Below are 26,992 nucleotides of genomic sequence, written 5' to 3'. Positions count from 1 at the left end.
ACGATGATTTAGAACACCACTGTTTTGTTTCCATCAACAATAATACGGTCTTCTAAATGCCATTTCACAGCACGTGCCAATACATTACGTTCAACGTCTTCGCCTAACTCGCGTAACTGCTCTACATTGTAATCATGGCTAACACGTTCGACATCTTGTTCAATAATTGGACCTTGGTCCAAATCAGCAGTCACATAGTGTGCTGTTGCACCAATCAGCTTCACCCCTTTCTCATAGGCTTGCTTATATGGATTCGCACCCACGAAAGCTGGTAGGAAAGAGTGGTGAATGTTGATGATCTTCATTTCCCACTTGGCAACAAAGTCTTCACTCAGAATCTGCATATAACGCGCCAAGATCAACAGATCATTGCCTTGCATCATTTCATCAATTTGAGCATAAGCTTCAACTTTATTGTCTTTATTGACCGGCACAACATGGAATGGAATACCGAAATTTTCAACCGATTCACGTAAATCTGGATGGTTTGAAATGACCTGAGTAATTTCACATGGCAATGAACCACGTGCATGACGCCATAACAATTCCAATAAAGCATGGTCTACTTTAGAAACTAAAATACCGACCTTTTTCAACTCGCCAACAAAAGTAAGCTTCCATTGCATCTCATAACGTTCTGCAACATTGGCAGCAAAGGTTTGCATCAACGCTTCTTTACGAGATTGCAAATGATCAATCTCAAATTCAACACGCATGAAATAACGCCCGCCTGAAGCTTCTGTTGCGTACTGATCAAGTGCGGTAATGTTTGCTCCCTGATGATACAAAAAGCTCGATACGGCTTGCACGATCCCCGGCTTGTCTTCACAAGTAATCAGTAATCGCGCTGTGTGGGCTGTAGTCGTGTTCATTTGGTTAATATCACTTATTCGAATCAAATTAAAATCAAGCCGAGCATTCTAACCCTTTTTTGCTATTGACTAAATAGCTGCTGACGATCTATTCGTCATCATTTTTAAGATTAGACAAACTCGCGAACAAGTCCGATGGCCCAAGTGATTTAAGTAACTGCTCATAGGTTTGGCGACTTTCACCCATTAAATACGGGCCTTCTAAGAACACCATTTGTCGCAATGCTTGCCAAACCCACTTTTCTTCCAGACGATTGTTATCGCTGATATGGCCTGACATGTATAAGAAGTTGGTCCAGTTAGTCAGCACAATCCACAAGTTGATAATCAAGGCTTCAATTTCTGAATCAGTCATTTTCATCAGGCCTGCATCCACGAAGGCACGATAAATTTTTTGCCCCTGTTGCATCACCTGTCCAGCAAAACGCGGATAGATTTTTCTGAAGTCTTCATTATTTTCGACCAGATGATAGACATCACGATGAATAAAGCGATAGGCCCACAACTGATTGCTGAGTACTTGGAAATAACTAATTTTATCATTGGCATTCAATGGGCGATCCGTTGGTAATGCCAGCATTTCCAAGGTTTCTGCCTGATATTGCTGTGCCAGTTCTTTGATAATTTCCTGCTTGTTACGGAAATGATAATACAAGTTGCCTGGGCTAATCCCGAGTTCAGCCGCGATGTGGTTGGTTGTGACCGAACGCTCTCCACGCTCATTAAACAACTGCAAACTGATTTGCAGAATTCGATCTTTTGTTTTATTCGGTTTAGCGTGCGACATTGATTTTAACCATCTATAACATAATCAATAGGTTATAAAACAAACCTATAAAGCGACTTGACACTTTAGAGTATTTACTCTAAAAATTAAAAAATAATAAGCTTTCTTTTGGTCCACTCCTATGAACAGTCAAACAAAAACAACCGCTATGACACCTCATGTTGATGTGAAACGGCTACATGATTTGCTTGAGCAGCAAAAAGCAGCTTACCAACGCCATCCTGTGCCAAGCGCCAAAGAACGTATTGAACGCTTAGCTCGACTTAAAAATATCTTGATAAAGTATCAAGATCAATTTGCTAACGCAATTAGTCAAGATTATGGCAACCGCGCCATTATGGAAACCAAAATTGGCGAAGTTCTGACTTGTCTAGAACATATCAAATACTACAGCAAAAACTTAACTGAATGGATGAAACCATCTAAACGCCATATCAGCATGTTACACCAACCAGCAAAAGGCTGGGTAGAATATCAACCACTGGGTGTAATCGGAGTGATTGCGCCATGGAACTACCCTTTATTACTTTCAGTCGGCCCATTAATCTGTGCATTGGCTGCGGGTAACCATACCATGATCAAAATTTCGAGCGCCTCTTCAAATTTTGGTTATGTGCTTGAAAATGCGCTTTCAGAAGCATTTCCACAAGAGTTGGTTGCTGTCGTGAATGGTGGTGGTGTTATTTCAGATGCATTCAGTCACCTCGCGTTTGATAAGATGATTTTCACAGGCTCAACCTCTGTCGGTAAAACTGTCATGGCGGCGGCGGCAGAAAATCTTGTTCCAGTGATTTTAGAGCTCGGCGGAAAATCACCTGCCTTGGTCCATTCAGCGATGAATATTCGTGATGTCGCACAACGTATTGCCGTTGGTAAGCTATGGAATGCGGGTCAAACCTGTGTTGCCCCAGACTATATGTTCTTGCCTAAAGGTAAAACAGCTGAGTTCACCAAACACTACAACGACTTTGTGAACACCATGTATCCAAGCTTGCGTGACAATAAAGACTACACCTCAATTGTGAATGATAAACAATACAACCGCCTGCAAGGTTATTTGGAAGATGCCCGTGATCAAGGTGCCAATATTGTTGAACTCAATGCCAAGAATGAGTCTTTAACTGAAGTTCGTAAAATTGCGCCGACCTTATTAACTGGCGTGACCACTGAAATGGAAATTATGAAGAATGAGATCTTTGGTCCAATTCTGCCTATTTTAGAATACGACCATATCGACGATGCACTTCAGTTCATTAATAGTCGCCCACGTCCATTGGCTTTCTATTACTTCGATATCGATACTGCACGTGCTGATTATGTGGCTGGACGTACCCATTCAGGGCATTTTGGTATCAACCAAGTACTTACCCATGTGGCACAGGATGATCTGCCATTTGGTGGCATTGGTGCATCAGGTATGGGCAAATATCATGGTAAAGAAGGTTTCTTTAGCTTCTCACATGAACGTTCAATGATGTCAAATCCTGTGAGCCCTAAACTTTACAGTTTGAAATTCATCTTGCCGCCTTATAATAAAGCAACACATAAGCTGCTTTTAAAAACACTATTTCGCTAGAAAGGGGCTGTTGACATATCAACACACCCTCACTTGGTTAAGGCATGAGCTATCACACTAGATCATGTCTTGTTTTTACCAAATTCGCTTGTCTTTTAATCGTATTTTTGGTATAAAACGCCCCTTGAATGATTTCATCCGTTTACTTGAATGGCTAGTTGCACGAAACGGTGCTGTATAAACTAGCAATGGAGTTCACCATGTCTAAGGTTTGCCAAGTTACCGGCAAGCGTCCAATCGTTGGTAACAACGTATCGCACGCAAACAACAAAACCAAACGCCGGTTCGAGCCGAACCTGCACCACCACCGTTTTTGGTTAGAAAGCGAAAAGCGTTTTGTACGTCTTCGTCTAACCACTAAAGGTATGCGTATTATTGATAAATTGGGTATTGAGAAAGTTGTTGCTGATCTCCGTGCTCAAGGTCAAAAGATTTAAGGAGTCTGAACAATGCGTGATAAGATTCGCCTAGTTTCTACAGCTGGTACAGGTTATTTCTATACCACTACTAAGAACAAACGTACTATGCCGGAAAAAATGGAAATCAAAAAATTTGATCCAAAAATCCGTCAACACGTAATCTTCAAAGAAGCTAAAATTAAATAATTTTAGCTCTTAAAAAAAAACGACTTCATTTGAGGTCGTTTTTTTTGCCTAGAAAATGTATGTTGATTAGATAAAATGCATAAGCGACTTACATGATTTTTTTTGATAATTAAAAAAATTGTCATCAACAAATTCGATTTTACTTGTTACAATTTATTCGCTGTTTTCTTGGCATGTTTTATGCTCAGTTATTTCTACCTTAACCGCAACGATTAAGGAGTTTCGATGCCACATGATGTTGATTTAATTATATTACTTGCTGTTGGTTTTGGTATGGCCCTTATTTTTGGCTATATCGCAGCACGTCTACGCCTCCCTCCTTTAATTGGTTATTTAGTTGCAGGCATCATTATTAGTCCAAATACGCCAGGTGTGGTCGGTGATATACAACTTGCCAATCAGTTGGCCGAACTTGGGGTCATGTTTTTAATGTTCGGTGTAGGGATGCACTTCTCCCTCAAGGATTTACTACAAGTCCGCCGTATTGCCTTACCAGGTGCAATTTTGCAGATTGCCGTTGCAACCTTACTCGGTATTGCTGTTTCCATGTTCTGGGGCTGGAGCTTTGGTTCAGCACTGATCTTTGGTTTAAGCTTATCCTGTGCCAGTACAGTTGTGTTACTCAAGGCTTTGGGAGATCGCGGCTTACTGGACTCTGTGAATGGAAAAATTGCCGTTGGCTGGCTCTTGGTTGAAGATCTGGTGATGGTGTTAGCCTTGGTACTTTTACCTGCAACAGCGGTATTACTCGGCGGGAAAGCACTACCTGGGACAGATACATCGCAAAGCATCTGGATCACCATCGGCATTACCCTACTTAAAGTCACAGGCTTTATTGCATTCATGCTGATTATTGGTAAACGTCTTGTACCAATGATTATGCAATTTGTGGCACGTCTAGGTTCCCGTGAACTGTTTACGCTCACCGTCGTGGCTGCTGCAGTTTCAATTGCCTACGGTTCTTATGCGGTCTTTGGTGTTTCGATGGCACTTGGCGCATTCTTTGCGGGAATGGTGGTTAAAGAGTCTGACTTTAGTCACCGTGCTGAAGAAGAGACCCTGCCCTTACGTGAAATCTTCTCGATTCTATTCTTCGTTTCGGTCGGTATGCTGTTCGACCCAAGCATCTTGGTTGAAGCACCATTAAAGATTTTAGCGGTTGTTGCCATTATCATGGTGGGTAAGACCTTAGCAGCGATGGCTTTGGTGTTATTCTTCCGCTATCCAATTAATACCGCTCTAACGGTAGGTGCAAGCTTGGCGCAAATTGGTGAGTTCTCCTTTATCTTGGCGACACTGGGTTTATCCCTCGGTTTACTCACACCTGATGCACAAAACCTGATTCTTGCAGGGGCATTATTCTCGATTACCCTAAATTCATTTGTGTTCTCTGCAATCGAGCCTGTGCAACGCTGGATTCGTGAGCGCTCGCATTTGGCACGTATGTTAGAACGTAGTGGTGACCCACTGGCCATGTTGCCAGATGAGGTAGATCAAGCTTATCTACGCGATCAGGTGGTGATTATCGGCTATGGTGGCGTTGGACGTCGCATTAGCGAAAATCTGATGCAACAAAATATCAAAGTCGTGATTGCAGAAGAAAATCGTGAAATTGTTGAAAAACTACGTGCTCAAGGCATTGCTGCTGTCAGTGGTGAAGCAACCGAACCCAATGTATTAATCCAAGCGCATATTCAACATGCCCGCCTGTTGGTCATTTCACCGATGGATATTCTAGATATTCATCGTATTGTGGATATTTCCAAACAGCTCAACCCTGAAATTCAGGTCCTTATTTGTGCGGAAAGCAAAGAGGAAGCGGTGATTATCCGTGAGGAAAATATCGGTGAAGTGTTCTATGCCAAAGAAGAGATGGCAAAAAATATGAGCCATCATATTCTTAGTCAAATCGAACTGGCGCATCAGTCCGAAGCTCACTAAATATTTCCAGAATAAAAAAAGCGTACTTAAAGTACGCTTTTTTTATTCTTTGAGATTAGCTCAAGTGTTGAGGTTGCTCATCAACTACTTCTGCTTGCCACTCATTCATCTGCTTCTCTAACAAACCAAACAAAGCGGCTTGAATCATATGTTGTGCGACAGTTGCTGTTTGATCGCCAAGGATGGCTTTGACCTCGTCACTAAACTGTATCTTAACTAAAGGCTCATTTTCAGAACCCGCATTGCGCAAAGCAAGCTCACCACCTTCGAGTTGAACCAACTCAAGAACTGCTTCCTGATTACCAAATAATTCTTTTAACTGTTGCATTGACATAAATTTTCTCCATGATTCAACATGGTGGCAAAGTATTTTGCGCTCACGTCTTATTTATATAAGTGCTGTTGGCATAGATTTCAAGTCGACTTAAACATTCGACTTAGAACTCCACCATTTCATTACGGAAACCATCAATTAAATGACTCAATTCACGGTGCCATTCACGTAAAATTTTGGCATCAGGTAACCAAGCCTGTGGGCTTTGTGTGACTTTAATAATGAGATTTGAAGAGGTCTCGTTTTCAGGTTCAGGTGCCGTTGGCTCAGGTGCATATTGGCACATACGGTAAGCACGCTTCAACTCTGCCACAAAACCATCTTTTGCGAGCTGTTGTAACACCAAAATTTCTGGAGAAACCTGCCCTTTATCTGCCATCTGCTCCTCAATCGATTTAAAGGTCGGCTGTAAGTCATTTAAACGGTAGTAACGTACCAGCTCTTGCAAGAATGCTAAAAGCGCCCCATGCAGATGAAACACTGCCCCTTCACGATATGCTTGTGCTTGCTGAATATGTTCGGTTTGCTCAGCTTGTTGACATGCAAGTCGGGCAAAATACAGTTTCTGATTGGTACGATCTGCATGATAACGAGCAACACGGGACATAATATTTTCCTTAAAGATCCTTTCTATTGGATAGCTTAAGATTAAATGCTTTAATGATAAAATCAATATCTTTTGAGCCTGCTCATGCGTCATATTCAACAAGCCATACTGAGCTTAATATGCTGTATGGTCATCTCAACCGCTTATAGCTGTGAGCCAGCAGGTTTAGACTGGGAAAAACTCTATTCAGATTACGACTCTAATCGCGATCAAATGATCGATCAAAATGAATGGAAAAAACTGATCCTTTTACAAGGTCAACCCGTTTCCTGGCAGAAACAGATTCTTGCTATCGATTCTAAAAAAATAAAAATCTTTAAAGCCTTAGATCTCAATCGCAATGGTCTAATTGATCAACAAGAGATCATCAATATTTACCAATACTTTTCCAATCCCTGTCAGGGTTGGGGTTCAACCTGGGGCAAATAAGCCGAAGACGAATTACCCAATATCCAGCTCAAGCAGATAGAGTTTTCGCTTGGCCATAACTTGAATCGGTGGATCAATCGGTCGGATATTCCGAATAACCCAAGCCAAATACCCTTCAGTCCAATCCGTCGCACAAGCAGCATCAACTTCATCAGATTGCCACGGATGCACTGATTCAATATCTACAAGTGCAACTGCAAAACCAGTTTCTTCATCACCATCTTTCAAAAGAAAATTTTGATTCTCTACAATCATCAAATCTTTCAGTGGCAACATTTCAGGTTGCCATGAGCGAACTTCAAGTGTTTTAATTTTCTTGGCTATTCGCTCAGCATTTGGCTCAACCATTGATAAAGCAGTATATTGCTTTAACATCAATAATTAAGCTTTGTCATCCGCAGCTTTGACACGAATGCCTTGGCTTTTTACTTTCAAGGTGTTTAAACCTTTAATTGCTTTAATCGCTTCACGAGGGTTTGGCATTTCAACAAAACCGAAACCTTTCGATTTACCTGTTCCTTCATCTTTGACCACGACACAAGACTCAACTTTTCCATATGCTTTGAATAAGTCGAGAATTTCCGCATCAGTCACATTACGGTCTAAATTACGAACTAAAATTTTCATGCTAAAACCTAAAAGATGATTCATCTGTTTAATCAATGAATCAAAAGAAATTGAATCTGCCTAGTTTAATCGAAATCAATCCCAAAACCTAAATTGATTGCAGCAGCGCGAGAACGATTACTTTGACCATAGGCACGTGGAATATCTCGATGAATCTGAATATCGACTAAATGTTGAGGTAAATCATTGAGGAAGTAGCTTTCTATTTTTCTCCCCAACTCATCATATTGATCTTGTGACCATAAATTTAAATTCTGTTTGGTCAAAATCAATTCATCCTCTGCACGTGTTAAGGCCACATACAGTACGCGACGCTCTTCTTCGACGTCATCAAAATCACCTTGTGCCCGTGCATGAGGATATTGATTCGGTGAAACATGCGGGACATAACAGACTTTTTGTTCAGTACCCTTCGCTGAATGGATGGTAATCAGCGTCACTAAGTCTTGATCTGGGGTTTTATCAATTTCTGAAACAGAAATTGGATCAAGTACATATTCCTCTAAGAACTCACCAAGAGCGCTATGTTTACGTGCCAATTGCTTGACCAAGTCAAAGTCTTTGACACGGCGCGACCAATCTTTGGTTTTATAATTATTTTCTAGCTGTTCATTCAATGCATCCATTGCCAGACCGATGCAGGCTTCGACATGTTGCTGTAACACATCCAGCTGCATCAAAATTAAAATCGCTTGTTGTGGTACTTTGCCGTGTCGTTCCAGACGTTGGCAACGCGCTTCGATATCAGGAAGCTGTATTAACTCCTGTGCCAACTTGCTGGCACCGACATCACCGACCCCATCCCAAAGCGTCAGGAAGCGCATCCACGCTAAATCATCCTGAGGGTTAACACTCACCCGCAGTAAGCTCAATACATCTTTAACATGCGCAGATTCAAGCAGTTTTACCCCACCAATAAAGCGATAAGGAATATTCGCAGCAATCAATGCACCTTCCAGATAACGTCCACTAAAACCAGAACGCAGTAGCACCATGTGCTCTGCCCAAGCAGCACCTTGCATATGACGACGATTCAAATCTTGGATAATCCAATTGGCTTCTTCAAACTCATTGCTCAAGATATACAGTTGTGGCTTTAAACCTTTACCGCGATAAGCCTGTAAATGCTTGTCATATTCAATTTGGCTCTGCTCCAGCAACCAATTGGATAAATCTAAAATGCCTTGAGTCGAACGATAATTCATTTCCAAAGTCAGTACTTCGGCATCAGGCACTCGTTCTTTAAAATGATGAATATTTTCAAAATCTGCGCCTCGAAAGCCATAAATTGACTGCGCATCATCTCCGACACAAAACAATTTGACCTTGCCCACCAGCGGCTGTAACAAAGCCCATTGCAGTGGATTGGTATCCTGCATTTCATCAACCAATAAGGCAGAGCAAAAACCAGTGACCCACTTCACCAACTCAGGTGAACTTTGTAAATGCACCGCGACAATCGCCAGAATATCGTCATAATCCAAGAAATTACGTTCTTGCTTGCGCTGCTCATAGGCTTTCATCAATTCAGCAATTTGAGCTTTATACTCGACCGCTTGAGGTAATTGCTCAACTAAGGCATCCGACAGTTTGGTTTTGGTATTACGGGCATAAGAATAGAGATCGCACAATTCGGCCGCTTTCGGCAACACATTACCCTTGTCTTTACCGCGTAACAGACGGAACATCAGCAATTGATCATCTCGATCAATAATACTGAACTGGCTCAGACCAAACGCACGTGGATTACGGCGTAGTAGATACATACAAAACGTATGGAACGTCGATGCGCGTAAGCCTTTGGCCTGCACGCCCATATGCTGTTCTACACGCGTCACGATTTCGCTTGCTGCACGACGGGTAAAGGTCAGAATCTGGATCTGTTGTGCTGGCAAACCTTGATCAATTAAATACGCTGCTCTCGCCACAATCGTCTTGGTTTTACCACAACCCGCTCCTGCCAAAACCAAACAATTTTGTGCCACTGTTGTGGCTGCCTGTCTTTGTTGCGGATTCAGTTCATCAATTAGCTTGGCAAGCGTCATAGAATTGGTCAATTAGAAATGAAGCGCTATTTTAACAGACTAAAGCAGTCGAGATGTTTTCTGCTACAAAAACAAAAAGAGCATGTATGACACATGCTCTTACTTCTAGTTTGGTTACTTAAACTGTGGTTGAACTATGCGGCAACTGCTTAATTGCACCCGCAAAAGTCAGGTAATTAATCCCTTGGAACAGAATATCAATCGCCAGGAACATTCCCAACACCCAGAACGGTGAATCAGGCGATGAGAGAATCAGAATCCCTGTTAATAAGGTCAATATACCCGAAAACAGTACCCAACCCCAGCCTGAAATTGGTCGTAAAATAAAGGCATTTACACTACGAATAATCCCCGCAATAATGAGGGCAACAGCCAAGAAACTGGTGAGCACCACTGCGGTAATCACCGGTGTGGTAAAGGCAAAATAACCCGCCGCCAAATACAGCACACCAAACAAGGCCCACAACCAACGCGTGCCCCCTTTAAACACCATAAATGCTGCAACAAAATGCAAAATACCACCCAACATCATCAACACACCAAACAACAAGACGGCAGACAATGTCGCAAATGGTAAAGCTGCTAAAAGAACTAGGCCAAAAATAACCAATAACACACCCAATAACAGATACCATTTACGATCAGCGTGTAGCTGATTGCGAATCAGATCGTTACCCACTGTTTTCATCATTATTTACTCTTTTATCATCAATGTTATATCTCCATTCTGAGCGAATTTTCCGCTCAGTTCTGTATAAGGCATGTTGATAATTAATGATGTAATGTCAGGAAAACTCGTGTTTTATTTAAGCATTCTCTCGTTAGGCCACGATTCTATTCATCAAAGTCCGTCTCTGGATAAGTCTGGACTTATCCACAATTTATTTTATCCAGCCAATTTCTTGGGCGGTCAGTACACTCAATACTGTCTGTTCTAAATTATTTGGCATTTTACTTTTGTGTTCTGAGAGTGCAATACGCCCACCCATAATTTCAGCCTCTGTTTGAGGAAATACAGGTTGTTTATCTGCTTGTGCATAACCAATAGGGAAAATAGGCTCGCCATTGCTTAAATTATATTTATCTGTCGCGCCAAAACCATGCAGTAACTCATGCACCAGTACCACATTGTTTTGTTGTGCTTGTTTTACTGAGGCAAATAAATTGACCGAACCAATTCGCCCACGCTCCAATGCTGTAGAGTGCTTCAACTCACGTGTCTGTGTTGGATCATAGAAATTCAAATATAAGGTTAGGCTCGGTGACCCATCGACCGATTGGTGCTGTTTCCATGCATAAAAGCGAAACTTTAGGCTCCACAGAATATTATTCAGAATACTTGGCTGTTCAGACATCTTCGGTGGTGTTTGCTTTAATTCACGTCCGATTTGAATCACAAAGTAGCTGCTTTTCCCTCGATATTGCTGACTGTTTTTTTCCAGATATTGCTTCACCTCAGCAAAATCATCTTGCTGTAATTGTTGAATATACTGCTGCGTTGTGGCTAAGCCATCCGCGTTAATCGGATGAAGTAAGATAGTTATTGGCTGATTCCAATCCTGATTTTGATCACGATAAGCATTGATCGCAACAATCAACAACACTAGCAATAAGCATGCAACTCGGATATTTTTCCACATGAATTCCCCCCCGATTAGAAATTATTTTTTTCTTGTTATTTGTTCCATAAAAAATGCCAGCAATTGCCAGCATTTTTTACACATCAATATTTAAGCTTCAACCCATTTCCCATTTTGGAAAACCAGACTCCACTTGGTTTGCTTGCCTTCTGCCGTCTCAGAGCCCACATATTGCGACTGATTCTTACGGCTAAATTTCACCACTGTTGGATTACCTTCAGGATCTACATCTGGCGCTTCGAGCAAGAACTGATATTTCGGATCAAGTTGATCTGCAACACTTCGTAGCTCAGCCACTTTCGGTGCACGCGTTTCACGAATTTTCGGGAATTTACTTGCCGCCAAGAACAGGCCAGCCGCACCATCACGTAGCACAAAGAAATCATCATGTTTGGCTGAACGTAAATGTTCCATTTTGATTGGATCAACACGCGGTGGTGCAGGTTGACCGCTCTTTAACACTTTACGGGTATTGTCACAGCTTGAGCAGGCAAAATATGGACCAAAACGACCCGTTTTCAACTGCATTTCACCATCACATTTATCACATGGAATGGTTGGACCATCATAGCCCTTAATCTTAAACTCGCCTTCTTCCAGTTCGTAGCCATCACAATCTGGGTTGTTACCGCAAACATGTAGTTTACGGCCACCGTCCACCACATAGCTGTCCATTGCAGTACCACATTTAGGACAACGATGTTTAGACATCAAATCTGCTGTTTCAGCACCATCATCATCTGACAATGCAGCCAAAGACTCGACAGGCGTTAGATTTAATGTGCCCTTACAACGTTCTTTTGGCGGTAAATTATAGCCTGAGCAGCCTAAGAATACCCCTGTTGTTCCAGTACGCACTTGCATTGGACGCGAACATTCAGGACAAGGTACATCAGCAACTTCAACTGGCTGATTACGGCGCATACCGCTTTCACCCTGAGCATTGGTCAAACGTTTCTTGAAATCACCATAGAAGGTATCCAATAACTCTTTCCAATTACGCTCACCCGTTGCAACACGGTCTAACTGACCTTCTAAATCAGCGGTAAAGGCATAATTCATCAGGTTATTAAAACTTTCATCCAAACGGTCTGTAACGATCTCACCCATCTTCTCAGCAAAGAGACGACGGTTTTCGAGCTTCACATAACCACGTTCCTGAATAGTGGAAATAATTGCAGCATATGTCGATGGACGACCAATGCCTTTTTTCTCTAATTCTTTCACCAAAGAGGCTTCGGTAAAACGTGCAGGTGGCTTGGTAAAGTGCTGGCTCGGATCAAGTTTTTCCAACTTAAGCACTTCGCCTACTTTTACCGCTGGCAGTAAAATATCATCATCCGATTTATTGGCACCGCGAACGCGAGTAAAACCATCAAATACCAGAGTACGGCCTTTCGCCTTTAACTCAACATTTGAGGCTTCAACCGTTAAGGTCGAAGACAAGTATTCTGCTGGTGTCATTTGACAGGCAACAAATTGACGCCAAATCAAATCATATAAACGTTGCGCATCACGCTCTACGCCAGCAAGCTTATCGCCTGTCAATCCGACTTCAGATGGACGAATCGCTTCATGCGCTTCTTGTGCACCCGCTTTATTGCCATAGCGATTTGGCTTGGCAGGGACATATTTTTCACCAAAATTTTGTTGGATATGGTTACGGACCATATTCACTGCGTCATCACTCAAAAAGGTTGAGTCAGTACGCATATAGGTAATAAAACCACCTTCATACAAACGCTGCGCCAGCATCATGGTTTTCTTTACAGAGAAGCCCAAACGTGTACTCGCTGCTTGCTGTAAAGTTGAAGTGATATACGGGGCACTCGGATTGACTTTGGTTGGTTTATCTTCGCGTAATGCCACTTTGTATTCAGCATCTTTTAACACGCTGAGTAAGGCATCAGTTTCGGCCTTATTTTTAAGCTTGAGTGTTTTACCTGCTTGCTTAACCGCTTCTAAGCGAATGTCATCTTTCTTTGACGTGGTATCTGCAAAAACTTGCCAGTATTCTTCTGGAATAAATGCACGGATTTCACGTTCACGTTCAACCACCAGTTTCACAGCAACGGACTGCACGCGACCTGCCGATAAACCACGGGCAATTTTTTCCCACAGCAGTGGTGACACCATAAAGCCCACGACACGGTCGAGGAAACGACGTGCCTGTTGAGCATTGACACGGTTTAAATCAAGTCGTGTTGGCTGTTTAAACGCTTCTTGAATGGCATTTTTGGTAATCTCGTTAAAGACCACACGATGGTAACGGCTATCATCGCCCCCAATCACTTCTCTCAAATGCCAAGCAATCGCTTCCCCTTCTCTATCCAAGTCCGTTGCGAGATAGATTGCATCGGCATCTTTGGCGAGTTTTTTCAGTTCGGCAACTACATTTTCTTTGCCTGGCAGCACTTCATAGTGCGCAATCCAATCATGCTCTGGGTCGACACCCATACGGTTAATCAGGGCAGATTGAGCTTTTTCAGTTTTCTGCTGTTCAGTCAATTTGGCGCGCGTTGCAGGCTTCTTTTCCGCAGACTTTGCACCACCTCCCGTCGGTAAATCACGCACATGACCCACCGATGACTTCACCACATACTGTGAACCCAAATATTTATTAATTGTTTTCGCTTTTGCAGGCGACTCCACAATCACTAAGGCACGTTTCTTTGCAGCAGATGCGGAAGCTGCTGTGCTTTCTGAAGCAGAGCGTGGAGTATTCGCCATAATAAATCGTTTTTCCTATGATCAATCAGAGAGTTAGCGCTGTGCTAAATCATGTAAATAAGCTTTTATCTGTTCAAGCTGTGTGGCTCTTAGGTCAGTTTCTTCATCCCAATACAGTCCGACACAGTTTGCCTGCATATCAATAGCATAAACTCCTTTTAATGCAATGGTTAAATCATTAAATTTCTGATCACCTTGCACCACCTGAAGTTTGCCATCGACCACACGCGCACGCATTAACGCCAAACGGGCATCTGGAATAAGTACACTATAATAAGCCACCATACTGGCACGTTTTTCCGAGGCCATTGGGATCTTTGTCCATTCTGGCGCAACGATTAAACGAGGATGCAATCCCATTTTACGTGCTTGGTCACGCATCATACCCAATGCTTTTTCACGCGGGCTGACACGTAAGCCAAAAATCGAGCCAAGTACAAACAGTACAATCGCGACCGTGATCCAAATTCCAATATTACTCATAAAGTAGCCCAAAACTTTCTTTTATTAGCGTTACATAAGTTGAATCCAAAAGGCAAGTTACAACGTAAAAATAATCTTGGATTCAACTGTGGCCTTTGAAGCATCCCTTTGCAGACCGCTCAAAGCCTAACAATACACAATGCATTTAACACTCTTACTTTATTCAAAAAGCGTTAATTTTCCGAATTGATCAAGATGTGCATCGCCCCAATTCTTTAATGCAACAATAATCTGCTCCAGACTACGGCCTAAATCAGTTAAACAATATTCAACTTTTGGAGGAACCTGAGGATAGACCTCTCGATGCAACAGACCATCTTGTTCTAATTCACGCAGCTGATTGGTCAGCATTCTCTGGGTAATACTCGGTACACGCTTGCGAATTTCGTTAAATCTCAAGGTGCCCTCATTAAATAAATGCCAGAGAATGACACACTTCCATTTACCATCAATCAAACTGATGGCTGCTTCCACGGAACAACCTGGGGAACAATCAAAACTCGAATGTCGCATTTTTGCCATTTTACAGTATCCTTTTTGACACTATGAGCGTTATTTGTCTGTAGTCACCAAAATTAAGCTTAAGTTATGCTGAGATTCCAATCAAGTGGAAGCATAACGATGAAAGCTGTGGCATATCAAAAGGCAGGTGCAATTACATTGGACGATGCACTTATCGACATTGAACTCGACTCACCTGTTGCACATGGACATGATTTACTCGTTCGTGTGCAAGCAATTTCCGTCAATCCAGTCGATACCAAAATCCGAAACAATAAAAGTGCGGAAGACCATCAATGGAAAGTTCTGGGCTGGGATGCGGTAGGTATTGTTGAGGCGACTGGCGAACACGTCACTCAATTCAAAATTGGTGATCAAGTCTGGTATGCCGGTGCACTCAACCGAGCAGGCAGTAACAGTGAACTACAATTGGTTGACGAGCGCATTGTTGGACATACACCCCAATCACTGGATGCAAGCGAAGCAGCAGCACTACCTTTGACCGCAATTACCGCATGGGAAATGCTGTTTGATCGATTACAAGTTCCTCAAACTGCCGCTGAAAACACGTCGATCCTCGTCATTGGTGGTGCAGGTGGCGTTGGTTCAATTACCATTCAATTGCTGAAACAATTAACCAATCTGACCATCATCAGTACCGCATCTCGGCCAGAGACGTCTGAGTGGGTAAAACAATTGGGCGCTGATTATGTATTGGACCACAGCCAAGCTTTAGCCCCACAAATTCAGCAGCTCGGCTTAAACGCGCCTTTATATGTATTTTCAACCACGCAAACAGATCAGCATCTCGCTGATATTGCAGAACTGATCGCAGCGCAAGGACATTTCGGTTTAATTGATGATCCTGAGCAACTCAACATTCAGCCCTTTAAATCAAAGTCTGTTTCGGTTCATTGGGAGTTTATGTTCACGCGTTCTATGTACCAGACCGAAGATATGATCAAACAGAGCCAACTGTTGAATCAAGTTGCAGGTTTAGTTGATGCAGGAAAAATAAAAACCACTGTGAGTCAGGTTCTATCACCAATCAATGCCGAAAACCTGAAACGTGCACATCAACAAATCGAAAGTGGAACAACCAAAGGGAAAATTGTGCTGCGTGGTTTTTAAACGCGATTATTCAAGCTAAATCTTACAGCAATGCAACTCCGCATTGCTGTATACATTATTAATAATGAGGGGGTTTATCATTCACAGGGTCAAAAGCGGCAATTCCTTCCGATAAATCTGAAGATTCAACGCGACGATATAAAAATTGCATTTGTTTTTTTAAATCAGCAATTTCCTGTGTTTGAATTGCGAGCTGTTGATTCAATTGTTCAACTAAATCATCTAAAAATGCAATTCGGACTTGCAAATCTTCAATGGGTGCGGAGAATGACGCGTGATTATCAAAATTTTGTGGTTTAGTCATTTCAGACCTCATCTGAACTTTTAGGAAACATTATGGCCTATATTACTTTAAGGGATGTCCATCTCGCATTTGGCGGACCTGCCCTACTCGACGGCGCGAACTTCAGCCTAGAACGTGGCGAACGAGTCTGTTTAATTGGTCGTAATGGCGAAGGTAAGTCTACTTTATTAAAACTGATTGAGGGAAGCCTGTTACCCGATAACGGTGAAGTTTCAATTCAAAATGGTTTAACTGTTTCAATGTTAGCCCAAGACGTCCCAATGGACTCAGGCAAAGTCGCCGACATCGTAGCCGATGGTGCAGGCGAAGCAGCCATTGTGCTCAAAGAATATCATGAAGCAAGCGATGCCTGCGTTTTGGGTGATATGGATGCCTGTGATCGCATGGGGATGTTGCAACATAAACTCGATCAACTCGATGGATGGGCATTAGAAAATAAGGTCAACTCGATTCTGAGCAAAATGGGACTTGATCCCGATGCTGATTTAGCCGATTTATCAGGGGGGCGTAAACGTCGCGTATTGTTGGCGCGCGCCTTACTGACTCAACCAGATGTACTCTTACTCGACGAACCAACTAACCATTTGGACGTCGAAAGTATCGAATGGTTAGAAAAGTTTTTAATGGATCAAAATAATCTAACCCTGTTGTTTATTTCGCATGACCGTTCATTTGTCGACAGCATTGCCACCCGTATTGTTGAGCTTGATCGCGGTGTTTTGCGTAGCTACGAGGGGAACTACTCTCGTTATCTCGATCTCAAAGCCCAGCAAATGGAAGCAGAAGAAAAACAAAATGCTTTATTTGATAAAAAGTTGGCTGAAGAAGAGGCTTGGATTCGTCAAGGCATTAAAGCACGTCGTACCCGTAATGAAGGTCGTGTCCGTGCGTTGAAAGACTTACGTGAACAATCTAAAGCACGTCGCTCACAACAAGGCAAGGTCAGCATGGCAACGCAAGAAGCCAATCGCTCTGGTAAATTGGTATTTGAGATTGAACATCTGAGTGTCAGCTATGGTGCGCAGCCACTGATTAACGATTTCTCGGCTATCGTCCTCCGCGGTGATCGTATTGGTTTGGTGGGTGACAATGGTGTCGGTAAAACCACATTGATCAAAGCCATTTTAGGTGAAATCGAGCACGGCGGTTTGGTAAAAACAGGAACACAACTCGAAGTTGCCTATTTTGACCAGTTGCGTAATGCCTTAGACCTTGAAAAAACCGTCATGGCCAACGTGTCTGAAGGTTCTGATTTTGTTGATGTGAATGGTAACCGTCGTCATATTTATAGCTATTTACAGGACTTTTTATTCTCACCAGAACGTGCACGCACACCTGTTAAAGCACTTTCAGGCGGCGAAAGAAACCGTATCTTATTGGCAAAACTATTGCTCAAACCTTCGAATTTAATCGTTATGGATGAGCCAACCAATGACTTGGACATGGTGACACTTGAGCTACTTGAGGAAATGCTGTCTGACTATAAAGGCACTTTACTATTGATCTCACATGACCGTGCTTTTATGGACAATGTCGTGACCTCGACATGGGTATTTGATGGTAAAGGTAACATTGATGAATACATCGGTGGCTATCAAGACTATTTGGAACAACGCCCAGATCAGAAAGTGGTGGATCAAAAAAGCGATGTGAAAAAGGCCCAAGCCAAAGCAGAAGCCGCAGCAGCACCTAAAAAAGTAAAACTCAGTTATAAAGATCAACGTGAGCTTGAACAACTGCCTGCTGAGATTGAAAAACTGGAAACCGAGCAAACAGAATTATCCGCTAAATTGGCAGATGGTTCATGGTTTGTCAGTGATGCCAATGCAGCAACTGCAGCGAGTCAACGTCTGGCGGAAATTGAAGAAGTATTGCTTGAAAAATTGGAGCGCTGGGACATTTTAGAAAATATGTCTAAAGGCAATTAAATCGATGAAGCATTTACTCTTTCGAGGGTAAATGCTTCACTGCATCCCATTGAATTTACACTAAATCAAAATTTTGTTTCAAAGATTGATAAATATTAAAATTTTCATCATCAAAACAAACAAAAACAACCTCTTGTACAAACATTCCCGTTCTGAGTTGTTCAGCAGTGGTTTTTAACGCGATCTGTGCAGCAAGCTGTTTAGGAAAGCGATAAATCCCAGTTGAAATATTTGGAAATGCAAGGCTTTGTAATTTCAACTCTTCTGCTAATTTAAAACTATTCCGATAGGCATTTTCTAATAATAAAGCTTCATCGTGCTGTCCATCGACCCAAGTGGGCCCAACGGTATGAATGACATATTTCGCAGGCAGATTTCCTGCGCTGGTCACGACCGCTTCGCCAACTGCACAACCACCCTGCTTAGCACGGATTTTTTGACAATCTGCCAAAATCGCTGCGCCACCACGACGATGAATCGCGCCATCCACACCTCCACCGCCTAACAGTGAAGTATTGGCTGCATTCACAATTGCATCTACCGTTATTTGAGTAATATCCCCTTTGATGATATTTATAGTTTTCACCGTGACCTCCTGATCGTAATAATTTTCTTTCGACAAAAGCATGTGCTTGATCTTACAGCCAATCCTCAACAGCTAAATCATCGTAGAAGGGTTGCATCACTCAAAGCCAAACGAGCTTTTATCATCCCGTTGCAGAATAAAAAAATAAGGCTGGGATTGTTGTTTTAGATCCATCCATCCCAATACGGTATTTTCATCTATCTTTCGAAAAACATCATGAATGGGCTTTTCATCATAAATCATCGTCGCCGATATTTTCCCTCTAAACTCAGTCATTCTTAAGCGAGCTTTACTGTCTTTGGTCTTTAAGAGTTTCAAACCACTGGCCAGATACTTACTATTCTTTTTCAAAAGGTTAAAATCAAGATTTAAAGGCAGCCATTTGGGATCAAGGAAAAATAACGCTGTTTTCTTAGCGTTGAGTAAAACCAGTGGATATACCGTTTCCTGATCAACAAACAGCTTCCCATACCAGTTAGCTTGTTCCAATAAACCATTCATCGGATGACCTGTTACCACCTCAAATCCTTTCCAGCGACCATACATAAAGGGACAGTCGACCCCATCTAATTGATCATAAAAGTCGATTATTTCCTGAACATCGACGTTCTTTCCTTCTGATATTTCCTGAATATTCATCATCCTTTACCTTTTTTGTTTTATTGGTCCTCAACCCAATCTCGATTGAGTCAGGTGTGACCTACATTGTATTACAGCTGAGGTAGAAGCAAAAATTTCTCATTCAATTTCCGTTGAGTAACAGCCGGACAAAAGCTTGTTCGCATATTCTCAGGCTCACTTCATGTTACAATGCTCTGAAATTCAACGTTATTCATTCTACTAAGTTTATGAGTCAAAAACCGTCTTATACACCTGGCGAATTTCAATGGGAATTTCTATTACCCAAATATTGGAAAATTTGGATCGCCATTTTTTTTCTTATGTTATTGGCCATTCTCCCATGGGCAATTCAGTGGCGCTTAGCACATGGTTTAGCTGCTTTATGTTGGCGCTTGCTTCAATCACGCCGTAAAACCACACTTCGAAATTTAGAGCTATGCTTTCCAGAATGGTCTCCTACTGAAGTTGAAGTTCAAGCAAAACAAGTGTTTGTGGACATGATGCTTGGGATGTTTGAAACACTGAATGCTTGGTATTGTCCAAAATGGTTTAAAGACCGTCATAGTATTGAAGGTTTAGAACACATTATTGATGCAAAAGCACAAGGCAAAGGCGTGTTATTGCTTGGAACACACAGTACCTTACTGGATGCAGGCGGTTATATTTGTTCGCAATATTTCGAACCCGATGTGGTGTACCGCCCACAGAACAATCCGATGCTGGATATGCTGATTTATCGTTGCCGTGCCACCATTTATAAACACCAGATTGATCATGATGATATGCGCGGATTGATTCGCCGACTCAAAGATGGCAGTGCGATTTGGTATAGTCCAGATCAAGATTTTGGATTAAAACAAGGGGTTATGGCCCCATTCTTTGGTGTTCCTGCTGCAACTGTCACTGCACATCGCCGTTTATTAAAAATTTCGAAAGCGGTTGCGATTCCCTTATATTTCTACCGATATGGCGATGTCCGTAATCCACGATATAAAGTGCTGATTGAACCCATTGTCGAAAACATGCCAAGTGAAGATGAAGTCGATGATGCTGTTCGCGTGAATAAAATTATCGAGGCTCAACTTCGTATTGCCCCAACCCAATGGATGTGGTTCCATCGTCGCTTTAAAAACAGAGCTGAAGGTTACGATAAAATCTATTAATACAAAAAAGAGCCACTGCATAACTAAATGAGGTGGCTCTTTTCTAAAACAATAACAACAATTTAATTCGGGAATATAACTCCAGTACTTAAATCAAAATAAGTTGGCGTGTTGCTATACACTGAACCGAGTTTGACATTAATGAACCAACCTAAATTCCCCTGATCTTGTAAGCGATTTTGGATTTCACTCGGAAGATCAAGTTTATAAATCGCATCTTCTTTAAATACTTTAGATTCAATATTGGCAGTACTAGCACTATCGCGCTCAAATAAATAGCCGCGTTTATTAAAGAAAGCGATAGCATTGTCTTTATCAATTAAATGATAACCTTCAGCTGCTTGCTGTTTCAGTAGCAGATCCAGCTTGGTTGGATTGTCATCATAGAATCCAGCTGGCGTGGTTGGCATTTCAAAGTAGCGATACGAATAAGTTCCATTGTGGGTACTACTGTTTACACAAGTTGGTACATAGAAAGTTCCGTTGGTTGTGCCATTATTGGTAAAGGTACTACCTGCAAAAATCAGCTTACAGCCTTGACCACCCAACTCGTTAAATGTTGCCAAAATACTATCACGGGTTGTATTGCTCAAGAAACGATTATCATAACTATAAGTTGCTGTTTTTTTGTTATTTTTTACAAATAGATATTTATAATTATTGCTCGGTGACTCACCCAATGATGACTTATAAGCCAAACCTGATTCACCTTGTTTTTTGATCTCAGCCAACCAGAACAAATAAACATTGGCGACCACATTAGTTTTTACATCGACAATCTTATAGCTATAAGTATCAGTTGAAGCGTTATTTTTAACGTATAAATTTTTAGGTTCAGGAAAATCACTATTTGGCTTCGCGACATCAACAGAATTGCTTGCTAAAGCATAGCCTTGACCTCCTTGTTCATTGGCTTGTGTAAGGAAGTTATCAAAGGAAGTTTGATTGTCTAACAGGCGATAACTTGCCGTTGCCTTCTTCGCTGTTGGTTTCAATAAGCTATAGCCTTCGACATTAGTACGGGTATAGCACGTCACTGTTTTTGACGGATCAACTGCGTCCATATAGGTTTGAATATCTTTTACACTTGCCTTTTCGTTCACTGCGCACATGCCATCACCCTTAAAGCCATACGCTGAGGCAAAGCCATTAGGTCGATGTCGATCACTATATTTCACCCGGTTGACGGTGGTTGTACCACTGGTCTCTGTAGCCGAAATTTCACTAATAAGCGCATCATCAGAAGCAACATCATAGGTTTTAATCACGGCTCCCGTACAATCCTCTTTTTCGAATTGACGAGTTTCAGTGGTAAAACGAACACTCGTATCTGACGTCTTATGCACTGTTAAATTTGAACGGCGTCCTTCAAAGCAAAAGCCGCCTAACCATGAACCCACAAAACGATCAGCCACGACTGGGGTCGGTGTAGGCGTCGGCGTAGGAGTTGGAGTCGGTGTTGGTGTGGGTGTTGGTGTGGGTGTTGGAGTCGGTGTTGGGGTTGGGGTTGGGGTCGGTGTTGAATCCGAATCGTTATCAGATCCACAGCCCACCAAGATTGCGCAAGTCACGCTCAGTGCTAATTGTGTCCATATTTTTTTCATTGCATCACCCTCTGTGTGATTTTTTCACATATTTGTGTATGTGAAAATTTAACACTTTTCTGCTTGAGTGCAAATATGTTTATGCGTAAATTAATAACGAAAGGTCAAAATCATTTTTATTGATGGTTCAAATCTATGGATATGCAAGAGAATTTAGCTAGACAGTTCAGTGTCTTACCGCAGGAATGGCAACTATGGTTAGAAGAAAACCTAGAGCGAGGCTGTGCTCCAATCGACTTGGCTAATATTCTATTGCGTGAAGGATTGATTGATCTCAATAAAGATTTTTCTACTCAAATACAAATCGATGAGCAGCACTATCGTGATCTCGAACACAGTGCAACAGAAAAACTAGCTCAGTTCAGCAGCGCTTTGAATCTCCAACAAAAAAAATGGTTAGCACAGGTAGTTTTAGATGGATCTGATAAAGCTTATATTTATCAATCTTTGCAGCAACAGGGCTTGAGCGAAATTGAGATTGCTGTTGAATTTGTACAGTTAAAACAACATCCTTATTTTCAAATCGCTCAAGAACAGCATTTTTTAGTCAAAAAACGTAATTGGTTGCTGAATACATTGGATCGCTTTGCTCGTTTAAATTCTGAATATCAACACATCAGTCGCATTGAAAAACCCACTTTTGCCGATTTTATTCAGCATTATTACAGTCGAAATTTACCTGTGATTTTGACCAATGCGGTCCAACATTGGCCAGCTCTGCAAAAATGGTCACCCCAATATTTCAAGCAAACCGTAGGTACTCAAGAGATTGAAGTGCAATTCAATCGTGAGCAAGATCCCTTATTTGAACGCAACTCGACTCAACATAAAACTCAAATGCGGATGAGTGATTTCGTCGATTTAATTGAACAAACTCAACATTCCAATAATTTTTATATGACAGCAAATAATGCCAAAGCCAGTCAGTCCAGTTTGGCCGCATTATTTCAGGATATTGACCACTTTCATGGTTATACCGACCATAGGCAGGTTTATGACCGTAGTTTTATTTGGTTCGGGCCTAAAGGCGCATTTACCCCATTGCACCATGATCTGACCAATAACGTTCTAGTACAAATTTATGGTCGGAAAAAAGTAACACTGATTCCTGCGCTACAAACCCCGCATCTCTATAATGATGTTGCAGTATTTAGTAAAATCGCGGATCCCCACCACCCCAATGTGCTCGAATCATTTCCCGACTTCGCTCAAAGCAGTAAACTTGAATGCATTCTCAATGAGGGTGAAGCTTTATTTATTCCTCTCGGCTGGTGGCATTGTGTTGAGAGTTTAGATATTTCCATGAGTGTCTCTTTCACTCATTTTAATATCGACAATAGCGGGGCAGAATCATTTCCCTCTCCAACTTATGCTTAAAGTAATTTATATCGAAATCCATGGTTAAGGTGATTGAATGGTAAAACCAACAGAACGAGTCACGATAAGCAACGATCAATCTGGGCTTAATCTACAAGGCGTGATTCCACAAGATGCGGAAACGACATTGGAAAGTATCTTTCCAATGATGCAGCATATTGCACGTTGGCTGATTCATTCTGGTGTGGGCTATACTGATTTTGTGGCTGCCTTAAAGCCAATTTTTTATGCGCAGGCACTCGCAGAATTAGATCGAATTCAACAAAACAAAACCGATTCGGCCGTCAGCTTATTGTCAGGTCTACATCGCAAAGATGTCAGTGCTTTTAGACAGCAAACCCATCAGAATGAAACCGAAACACCCAATTTTGCCATTAGCGTGCCTGCACGTGTTATTGCGCGTTGGATTGCGCTTGATCTGCCTCATCAAATCCCTATTTCTGGTGAGGAAAATAGCTTTGAGGCGTTGGTTAGGCATATTTCGACCGAGAAACATCCACGTTCAATCTTATTTGAATTACAACGTTTAGGGGTCGTTGAACAAACTGGGCAGAATGTCATTCTGCAACAAAATAGCTTTACCCCAAATAATCAAATGCAAGAAAGTAAAACCCTGTTTTCAGCCAATCTGAGTGATCATTTGGCCGCAGGAATTGATAACTTTATTAGTGAAAAGCCCTTTACGCATCTCGAACAAGCCGTACATGCGGAGAAATTAACCGCCCAATCGGTTGAAGCACTTCGACAGTTAAGTCTTGAACTTTGGCAAAACATGGCAAAACAACTTTTAAATGCCGCGATCCAGCATTGTGAACAAGACCAAGAAAAAGATGATGCAAATTATCAATTTCGATTTGGCGTTTACCAATACGATAGTCAGATAAAACTACAAGTGCCTTATATTTTTAAGGATAAATAAAAATGAGAAGCTTATTGCTCCCTACTATTTGTTTAATTTCCTCAATTGGATTAACTGCTTGCGGAGAAAATTTTTCTGTTGCCAATGTCAGCCTTGGTGGAAGTGGATCTGGTACCCAGAAGCCACTTCCTGGCGGTGGAGGCAATGGTGGAATCTCAAATCCATCTACGGGTGATAAAGATGAAGCCTATGAATATGTAGTGACTGTGCCTCAAGAAACTCAACATACGTGTCTAGGAATCCAACGTAACATGCGTTTTATTGATGGTGAAACTAAACAAGCTTTACCAATTGGTCGCATTCAACGGCTTAACCTATCCCCTCTGCAAATCGAAATTAAGAACACCACACCAAACTATGTGTATCAGCTAATCCCTCTTTGTCGTCCAATTGAATTTCAGGTTGGTGATATGACAATGTTTCAAGGTGAGTCATTAAGATGTGGTATAGATCAAGATGAACTACAAGTTCTGCGTCCATACGAAACGCGCACTTATGAACTTGATCTCACTTTTGCAGAAACCGAACTTCCATTCATTGTGAATTACAATGCATTTTACCAAACTGAATTACCAAAGGCTGATACAGCTTGGGAAAAATGTGATGCAGCCAAAATGATCGTCCCTGTTCATAAGCGTCGTGTTCCAAAAGTAATTGGAACAGAAGAGCCAACTGAAACTATTCCTGAAATACCTGTTACTGAGCATCCAGAAATACCAATCGGTGAAAAGCCAGTCTAAGGGATATAAAAATTAAAACCCGAGTTCTGCATCCTGCAAAACTCGGGCAAATGAGGTTGTGCTTTCACATATTTTTTATTATCTTGCGTCCATCGCATGCATCATATCCATGATGACTTTTCCATCTCAGCGTTGCTATCCGTAATCGGAATTCCATTCCTGCTTCCCTGTGCTGATGTATTTAGAATAAACCTTTTGCAGATGTTGCACTATGCGTTACAGACTTAAATCCATGTACGAAATAACGTACATTAATTAGCGAAACTTTAAAATCCCCCTCACCAGCCCGATCAGATTTGATTAACTTTGCATCTGCTGCTTATGCGGTTGCGCTAAAGGATCGACCACTTTTTTCTCTTCTTTTTCAGCCTTTTCTATCCCCTCTTGGATCGCGTCTTGAGCATCCTGCTCATCCTCAGCCGTCTGTTCCAGCGATTGTTGCTGCTGTTCAAACACTCGCCCTGTTTGCAATACTACATAAACAGGAAAATGATCTGAACCGATATGAGATAAGCGTTTCATTTCGACTAAACCAAAATCGGTACTATGAAAAATATGATCGAGTGACCATCTTAATAAAGGATAATCCGCATGGAAGGTATTCATAAAATAGCGTCCTACTCGAGGGTCAAGTAAGCCACTAATCCGCTGAAATAAACGTGTTGTTCTCGACCAAGCCACATCATTCAAATCGCCCATGACAATGCAGCTCTGATCTAAATCTTTAATTTGATCCCCCACAATTAATAATTCTGCATCTCTTAATGTGGAATCTTTCGCCTCGGTTGGGCTTGGTGGTTTGGGGTGCAAACAATACAACTGAACCTGTACACCCGACTCCAAAGTCAAGCACGTATGAATAGAGGGAATTTCATCACTTAAGATGAATTTAACCTCAGTATTGTTTAAAGGTAAACGGCTATACAGATGCATCCCATATAGATTTTCTAAAGGAACAGGCACGCGAAATGGATAATCCTGCTCAATCTGACTTAGTGCTTGCTGCCAAGCTGTATTGGATTCAAGCGTGAGTACAAGATCAGGTTTTAAGGTATTGATATGCTCGATTAACAGATGATATTTATGATTTGGTGTCAGTACATTGGCGACCAATAAGGAAATTTGTTGCTCAGGATTGGCTTGTTCCTTTTTCACTTTCTGGACCTGTTTTCGCCACAACGGGGTATAAGGCAAAACCATTTTTAATTGATAGGCAACTGCAGCCACTAATCCTAGAAAAAGTAACTCTGTACTTAGAGTCCAGTCAGATAGGCCAAACAACATCGCAAGAAGTGTAATGATACCCAGTGCTAAAATCTGTAATCTAGGAAAATCAGCACCCCGAATCCACCATTCATCTCTGGGAATCAAAGACCAAAATGAAAGCCATATCACCAATGCTGCGCAAATCTGAATCCATATCATGTTCATTTTTCTCTTAG

General features: G+C 41.7%; 28 protein-coding genes. 11 read left to right on the top strand and 17 right to left on the bottom strand.

The window, feature by feature from the left end; all coding sequences use genetic code 11:
- Window positions 1-8: 8 nt before the first annotated feature.
- On the bottom strand, window positions 9-872 hold the full coding sequence (gene purU / locus MMO42_RS11850) for a formyltetrahydrofolate deformylase (RefSeq protein WP_216077981.1): 864 nt from the start codon (window positions 870-872) through the stop codon (window positions 9-11).
- Window positions 873-960: 88 nt separating this feature from the next.
- Complete coding sequence (locus tag MMO42_RS11845) at window positions 961-1,659, bottom strand: TetR/AcrR family transcriptional regulator (protein WP_004655980.1); 699 nt, start codon at window positions 1,657-1,659, stop codon at window positions 961-963.
- A gap of 121 nt (window positions 1,660-1,780) precedes the next feature.
- On the opposite strand from MMO42_RS11845, the gene MMO42_RS11840 reads away from it, so the two are divergent.
- The 4 genes from MMO42_RS11840 (at window position 1,781) to MMO42_RS11825 (ending at window position 5,781) form a co-directional block, all read left to right on the top strand.
- Window positions 1,781-3,235 carry a coniferyl aldehyde dehydrogenase gene (locus MMO42_RS11840; protein ID WP_005291624.1) on the top strand — a complete coding sequence of 485 codons (1,455 nt, stop codon included), beginning with the start codon at window positions 1,781-1,783 and terminating at the stop codon, window positions 3,233-3,235.
- A gap of 200 nt (window positions 3,236-3,435) precedes the next feature.
- Window positions 3,436-3,672, top strand: coding sequence for a 50S ribosomal protein L28 (gene rpmB / locus MMO42_RS11835; RefSeq protein ID WP_004649871.1), 237 nt, complete (start codon window positions 3,436-3,438; stop codon window positions 3,670-3,672).
- 12 nt (window positions 3,673-3,684) lie between these two features.
- Window positions 3,685-3,840: a 50S ribosomal protein L33 gene (rpmG, locus tag MMO42_RS11830; protein WP_003654787.1), complete on the top strand. Its 156-nt coding sequence runs from the start codon at window positions 3,685-3,687 to the stop codon at window positions 3,838-3,840.
- Window positions 3,841-4,065: 225 nt separating this feature from the next.
- Window positions 4,066-5,781, top strand: a complete 1,716-nt coding sequence (locus MMO42_RS11825; protein ID WP_241320662.1) for a cation:proton antiporter — start codon at window positions 4,066-4,068, stop codon at window positions 5,779-5,781.
- 55 nt (window positions 5,782-5,836) lie between these two features.
- Here MMO42_RS11825 and MMO42_RS11820 read toward each other — a convergent pair whose 3' ends face one another.
- Together MMO42_RS11820 and MMO42_RS11815 are read right to left on the bottom strand one after the other, a co-directional pair.
- Window positions 5,837-6,115, bottom strand: a complete 279-nt coding sequence (locus MMO42_RS11820) for a hypothetical protein (protein WP_004802556.1) — start codon at window positions 6,113-6,115, stop codon at window positions 5,837-5,839.
- Between the two features lie 103 nt (window positions 6,116-6,218).
- A complete protein-coding gene (locus tag MMO42_RS11815; protein ID WP_005291620.1) occupies window positions 6,219-6,722 on the bottom strand; it encodes a DUF6586 family protein in 504 nt (167 codons plus the stop codon).
- A gap of 84 nt (window positions 6,723-6,806) precedes the next feature.
- Between MMO42_RS11815 and MMO42_RS11810 the strand changes: the two genes are divergently transcribed.
- The gene (locus tag MMO42_RS11810) at window positions 6,807-7,151 is read left to right on the top strand and encodes an EF-hand domain-containing protein (RefSeq protein ID WP_241320661.1); all 345 of its coding nucleotides are present in this window, start codon (window positions 6,807-6,809) and stop codon (window positions 7,149-7,151) included.
- A 12-nt stretch (window positions 7,152-7,163) separates the two neighbouring features.
- Here the strand turns inward: MMO42_RS11810 and MMO42_RS11805 are convergent, their stop codons facing one another.
- The 8 genes from MMO42_RS11805 to MMO42_RS11770 all read right to left on the bottom strand — a co-directional run bounded on the left by MMO42_RS11805 (window position 7,164) and on the right by MMO42_RS11770 (window position 15,198).
- Entirely contained in the window at window positions 7,164-7,526 is a 363-nt protein-coding gene (locus MMO42_RS11805) for an ASCH domain-containing protein (RefSeq protein WP_241320660.1), read from the bottom strand.
- A gap of 6 nt (window positions 7,527-7,532) precedes the next feature.
- Window positions 7,533-7,778: an RNA-binding protein gene (locus MMO42_RS11800; RefSeq protein WP_004659070.1), complete on the bottom strand. Its 246-nt coding sequence runs from the start codon at window positions 7,776-7,778 to the stop codon at window positions 7,533-7,535.
- A gap of 65 nt (window positions 7,779-7,843) precedes the next feature.
- The gene (locus MMO42_RS11795; RefSeq protein WP_241320659.1) at window positions 7,844-9,823 is read right to left on the bottom strand and encodes an ATP-dependent helicase; all 1,980 of its coding nucleotides are present in this window, start codon (window positions 9,821-9,823) and stop codon (window positions 7,844-7,846) included.
- 118 nt (window positions 9,824-9,941) lie between these two features.
- Window positions 9,942-10,514: an HdeD family acid-resistance protein gene (locus MMO42_RS11790; RefSeq protein WP_005291616.1), complete on the bottom strand. Its 573-nt coding sequence runs from the start codon at window positions 10,512-10,514 to the stop codon at window positions 9,942-9,944.
- A 190-nt stretch (window positions 10,515-10,704) separates the two neighbouring features.
- Window positions 10,705-11,463, bottom strand: a complete 759-nt coding sequence (locus tag MMO42_RS11785) for a hypothetical protein (RefSeq protein WP_241320658.1) — start codon at window positions 11,461-11,463, stop codon at window positions 10,705-10,707.
- A 90-nt stretch (window positions 11,464-11,553) separates the two neighbouring features.
- Window positions 11,554-14,193 carry a type I DNA topoisomerase gene (topA, locus tag MMO42_RS11780; RefSeq protein ID WP_005291614.1) on the bottom strand — a complete coding sequence of 880 codons (2,640 nt, stop codon included), beginning with the start codon at window positions 14,191-14,193 and terminating at the stop codon, window positions 11,554-11,556.
- Between the two features lie 33 nt (window positions 14,194-14,226).
- A complete protein-coding gene (locus tag MMO42_RS11775; protein WP_004802536.1) occupies window positions 14,227-14,676 on the bottom strand; it encodes a hypothetical protein in 450 nt (149 codons plus the stop codon).
- Between the two features lie 159 nt (window positions 14,677-14,835).
- Window positions 14,836-15,198, bottom strand: a complete 363-nt coding sequence (locus tag MMO42_RS11770) for a helix-turn-helix domain-containing protein (protein ID WP_241320657.1) — start codon at window positions 15,196-15,198, stop codon at window positions 14,836-14,838.
- 99 nt (window positions 15,199-15,297) lie between these two features.
- On the opposite strand from MMO42_RS11770, the gene MMO42_RS11765 reads away from it, so the two are divergent.
- Window positions 15,298-16,308: a zinc-binding alcohol dehydrogenase family protein gene (locus tag MMO42_RS11765; RefSeq protein ID WP_241320656.1), complete on the top strand. Its 1,011-nt coding sequence runs from the start codon at window positions 15,298-15,300 to the stop codon at window positions 16,306-16,308.
- A 58-nt stretch (window positions 16,309-16,366) separates the two neighbouring features.
- Here the strand turns inward: MMO42_RS11765 and MMO42_RS11760 are convergent, their stop codons facing one another.
- Window positions 16,367-16,612, bottom strand: a complete 246-nt coding sequence (locus MMO42_RS11760; RefSeq protein ID WP_005155133.1) for a SlyX family protein — start codon at window positions 16,610-16,612, stop codon at window positions 16,367-16,369.
- A 32-nt stretch (window positions 16,613-16,644) separates the two neighbouring features.
- On the opposite strand from MMO42_RS11760, the gene MMO42_RS11755 reads away from it, so the two are divergent.
- Entirely contained in the window at window positions 16,645-18,540 is a 1,896-nt protein-coding gene (locus tag MMO42_RS11755) for an ATP-binding cassette domain-containing protein (protein WP_005291610.1), read from the top strand.
- 55 nt (window positions 18,541-18,595) lie between these two features.
- On the opposite strand, the gene MMO42_RS11750 is transcribed toward MMO42_RS11755, so the two are convergent.
- Window positions 18,596-19,126 carry an O-acetyl-ADP-ribose deacetylase gene (locus MMO42_RS11750; protein ID WP_241320655.1) on the bottom strand — a complete coding sequence of 177 codons (531 nt, stop codon included), beginning with the start codon at window positions 19,124-19,126 and terminating at the stop codon, window positions 18,596-18,598.
- A gap of 96 nt (window positions 19,127-19,222) precedes the next feature.
- Window positions 19,223-19,765 carry a DUF4334 domain-containing protein gene (locus tag MMO42_RS11745; protein WP_241320684.1) on the bottom strand — a complete coding sequence of 181 codons (543 nt, stop codon included), beginning with the start codon at window positions 19,763-19,765 and terminating at the stop codon, window positions 19,223-19,225.
- Window positions 19,766-19,974: 209 nt separating this feature from the next.
- Between MMO42_RS11745 and MMO42_RS11740 the strand changes: the two genes are divergently transcribed.
- Window positions 19,975-20,910 (top strand): lauroyl acyltransferase, encoded by a 936-nt coding sequence (locus MMO42_RS11740; RefSeq protein WP_241320654.1) that lies wholly within the window; start codon window positions 19,975-19,977, stop codon window positions 20,908-20,910.
- Between the two features lie 62 nt (window positions 20,911-20,972).
- Here the strand turns inward: MMO42_RS11740 and MMO42_RS11735 are convergent, their stop codons facing one another.
- Complete coding sequence (locus MMO42_RS11735) at window positions 20,973-22,514, bottom strand: PT dipeptide repeat lipoprotein (protein ID WP_241320653.1); 1,542 nt, start codon at window positions 22,512-22,514, stop codon at window positions 20,973-20,975.
- A 135-nt stretch (window positions 22,515-22,649) separates the two neighbouring features.
- On the opposite strand from MMO42_RS11735, the gene MMO42_RS11730 reads away from it, so the two are divergent.
- The 3 genes from MMO42_RS11730 to MMO42_RS11720 are packed head-to-tail and all read left to right on the top strand — an operon-like array spanning window position 22,650 to window position 25,550.
- The gene (locus MMO42_RS11730; protein WP_241320652.1) at window positions 22,650-23,891 is read left to right on the top strand and encodes a cupin-like domain-containing protein; all 1,242 of its coding nucleotides are present in this window, start codon (window positions 22,650-22,652) and stop codon (window positions 23,889-23,891) included.
- Between the two features lie 37 nt (window positions 23,892-23,928).
- Complete coding sequence (locus tag MMO42_RS11725; RefSeq protein WP_241320651.1) at window positions 23,929-24,810, top strand: DUF6502 family protein; 882 nt, start codon at window positions 23,929-23,931, stop codon at window positions 24,808-24,810.
- Window positions 24,811-24,812: 2 nt separating this feature from the next.
- Window positions 24,813-25,550, top strand: a complete 738-nt coding sequence (locus tag MMO42_RS11720; RefSeq protein ID WP_241320650.1) for a hypothetical protein — start codon at window positions 24,813-24,815, stop codon at window positions 25,548-25,550.
- A gap of 300 nt (window positions 25,551-25,850) precedes the next feature.
- Here MMO42_RS11720 and MMO42_RS11715 read toward each other — a convergent pair whose 3' ends face one another.
- Complete coding sequence (locus tag MMO42_RS11715; protein ID WP_241320683.1) at window positions 25,851-26,975, bottom strand: endonuclease/exonuclease/phosphatase family protein; 1,125 nt, start codon at window positions 26,973-26,975, stop codon at window positions 25,851-25,853.
- Window positions 26,976-26,992 lie beyond the last annotated feature (17 nt).

Origin of the sequence: Acinetobacter sp. ANC 3882 (assembly GCF_022549545.1) — a bacterium.
GTDB lineage: Bacteria > Pseudomonadota > Gammaproteobacteria > Pseudomonadales > Moraxellaceae > Acinetobacter.
Note: the sequence above shows the minus strand (reverse complement) of the source record. Positions and strands in the feature narration are given on the sequence as shown.

Coding starts and splice junctions, on each gene's coding strand:
- MMO42_RS11715 (WP_241320683.1), bottom strand. CDS start 26,975: ATGATATGGATTCAGATTTGCGCAGCATTGGTGATATGGCTTTCATTT.
- MMO42_RS11740 (WP_241320654.1), top strand. CDS start 19,975: ATGAGTCAAAAACCGTCTTATACACCTGGCGAATTTCAATGGGAATTT.
- rpmB (WP_004649871.1), top strand. CDS start 3,436: ATGTCTAAGGTTTGCCAAGTTACCGGCAAGCGTCCAATCGTTGGTAAC.
- MMO42_RS11765 (WP_241320656.1), top strand. CDS start 15,298: ATGAAAGCTGTGGCATATCAAAAGGCAGGTGCAATTACATTGGACGAT.
- MMO42_RS11730 (WP_241320652.1), top strand. CDS start 22,650: ATGGATATGCAAGAGAATTTAGCTAGACAGTTCAGTGTCTTACCGCAG.
- MMO42_RS11795 (WP_241320659.1), bottom strand. CDS start 9,823: ATGACGCTTGCCAAGCTAATTGATGAACTGAATCCGCAACAAAGACAG.
- MMO42_RS11790 (WP_005291616.1), bottom strand. CDS start 10,514: ATGATGAAAACAGTGGGTAACGATCTGATTCGCAATCAGCTACACGCT.
- MMO42_RS11755 (WP_005291610.1), top strand. CDS start 16,645: ATGGCCTATATTACTTTAAGGGATGTCCATCTCGCATTTGGCGGACCT.
- MMO42_RS11840 (WP_005291624.1), top strand. CDS start 1,781: ATGAACAGTCAAACAAAAACAACCGCTATGACACCTCATGTTGATGTG.
- MMO42_RS11815 (WP_005291620.1), bottom strand. CDS start 6,722: ATGTCCCGTGTTGCTCGTTATCATGCAGATCGTACCAATCAGAAACTG.
- purU (WP_216077981.1), bottom strand. CDS start 872: ATGAACACGACTACAGCCCACACAGCGCGATTACTGATTACTTGTGAA.
- MMO42_RS11725 (WP_241320651.1), top strand. CDS start 23,929: ATGGTAAAACCAACAGAACGAGTCACGATAAGCAACGATCAATCTGGG.
- MMO42_RS11845 (WP_004655980.1), bottom strand. CDS start 1,659: ATGTCGCACGCTAAACCGAATAAAACAAAAGATCGAATTCTGCAAATC.
- MMO42_RS11785 (WP_241320658.1), bottom strand. CDS start 11,463: ATGTGGAAAAATATCCGAGTTGCATGCTTATTGCTAGTGTTGTTGATT.
- MMO42_RS11760 (WP_005155133.1), bottom strand. CDS start 16,612: ATGACTAAACCACAAAATTTTGATAATCACGCGTCATTCTCCGCACCC.
- MMO42_RS11800 (WP_004659070.1), bottom strand. CDS start 7,778: ATGAAAATTTTAGTTCGTAATTTAGACCGTAATGTGACTGATGCGGAA.
- MMO42_RS11775 (WP_004802536.1), bottom strand. CDS start 14,676: ATGAGTAATATTGGAATTTGGATCACGGTCGCGATTGTACTGTTTGTA.
- MMO42_RS11745 (WP_241320684.1), bottom strand. CDS start 19,765: ATGAATATTCAGGAAATATCAGAAGGAAAGAACGTCGATGTTCAGGAA.
- MMO42_RS11770 (WP_241320657.1), bottom strand. CDS start 15,198: ATGGCAAAAATGCGACATTCGAGTTTTGATTGTTCCCCAGGTTGTTCC.
- MMO42_RS11810 (WP_241320661.1), top strand. CDS start 6,807: ATGCGTCATATTCAACAAGCCATACTGAGCTTAATATGCTGTATGGTC.
- MMO42_RS11820 (WP_004802556.1), bottom strand. CDS start 6,115: ATGTCAATGCAACAGTTAAAAGAATTATTTGGTAATCAGGAAGCAGTT.
- MMO42_RS11805 (WP_241320660.1), bottom strand. CDS start 7,526: ATGTTAAAGCAATATACTGCTTTATCAATGGTTGAGCCAAATGCTGAG.
- MMO42_RS11825 (WP_241320662.1), top strand. CDS start 4,066: ATGCCACATGATGTTGATTTAATTATATTACTTGCTGTTGGTTTTGGT.
- MMO42_RS11720 (WP_241320650.1), top strand. CDS start 24,813: ATGAGAAGCTTATTGCTCCCTACTATTTGTTTAATTTCCTCAATTGGA.
- topA (WP_005291614.1), bottom strand. CDS start 14,193: ATGGCGAATACTCCACGCTCTGCTTCAGAAAGCACAGCAGCTTCCGCA.
- MMO42_RS11735 (WP_241320653.1), bottom strand. CDS start 22,514: ATGAAAAAAATATGGACACAATTAGCACTGAGCGTGACTTGCGCAATC.
- rpmG (WP_003654787.1), top strand. CDS start 3,685: ATGCGTGATAAGATTCGCCTAGTTTCTACAGCTGGTACAGGTTATTTC.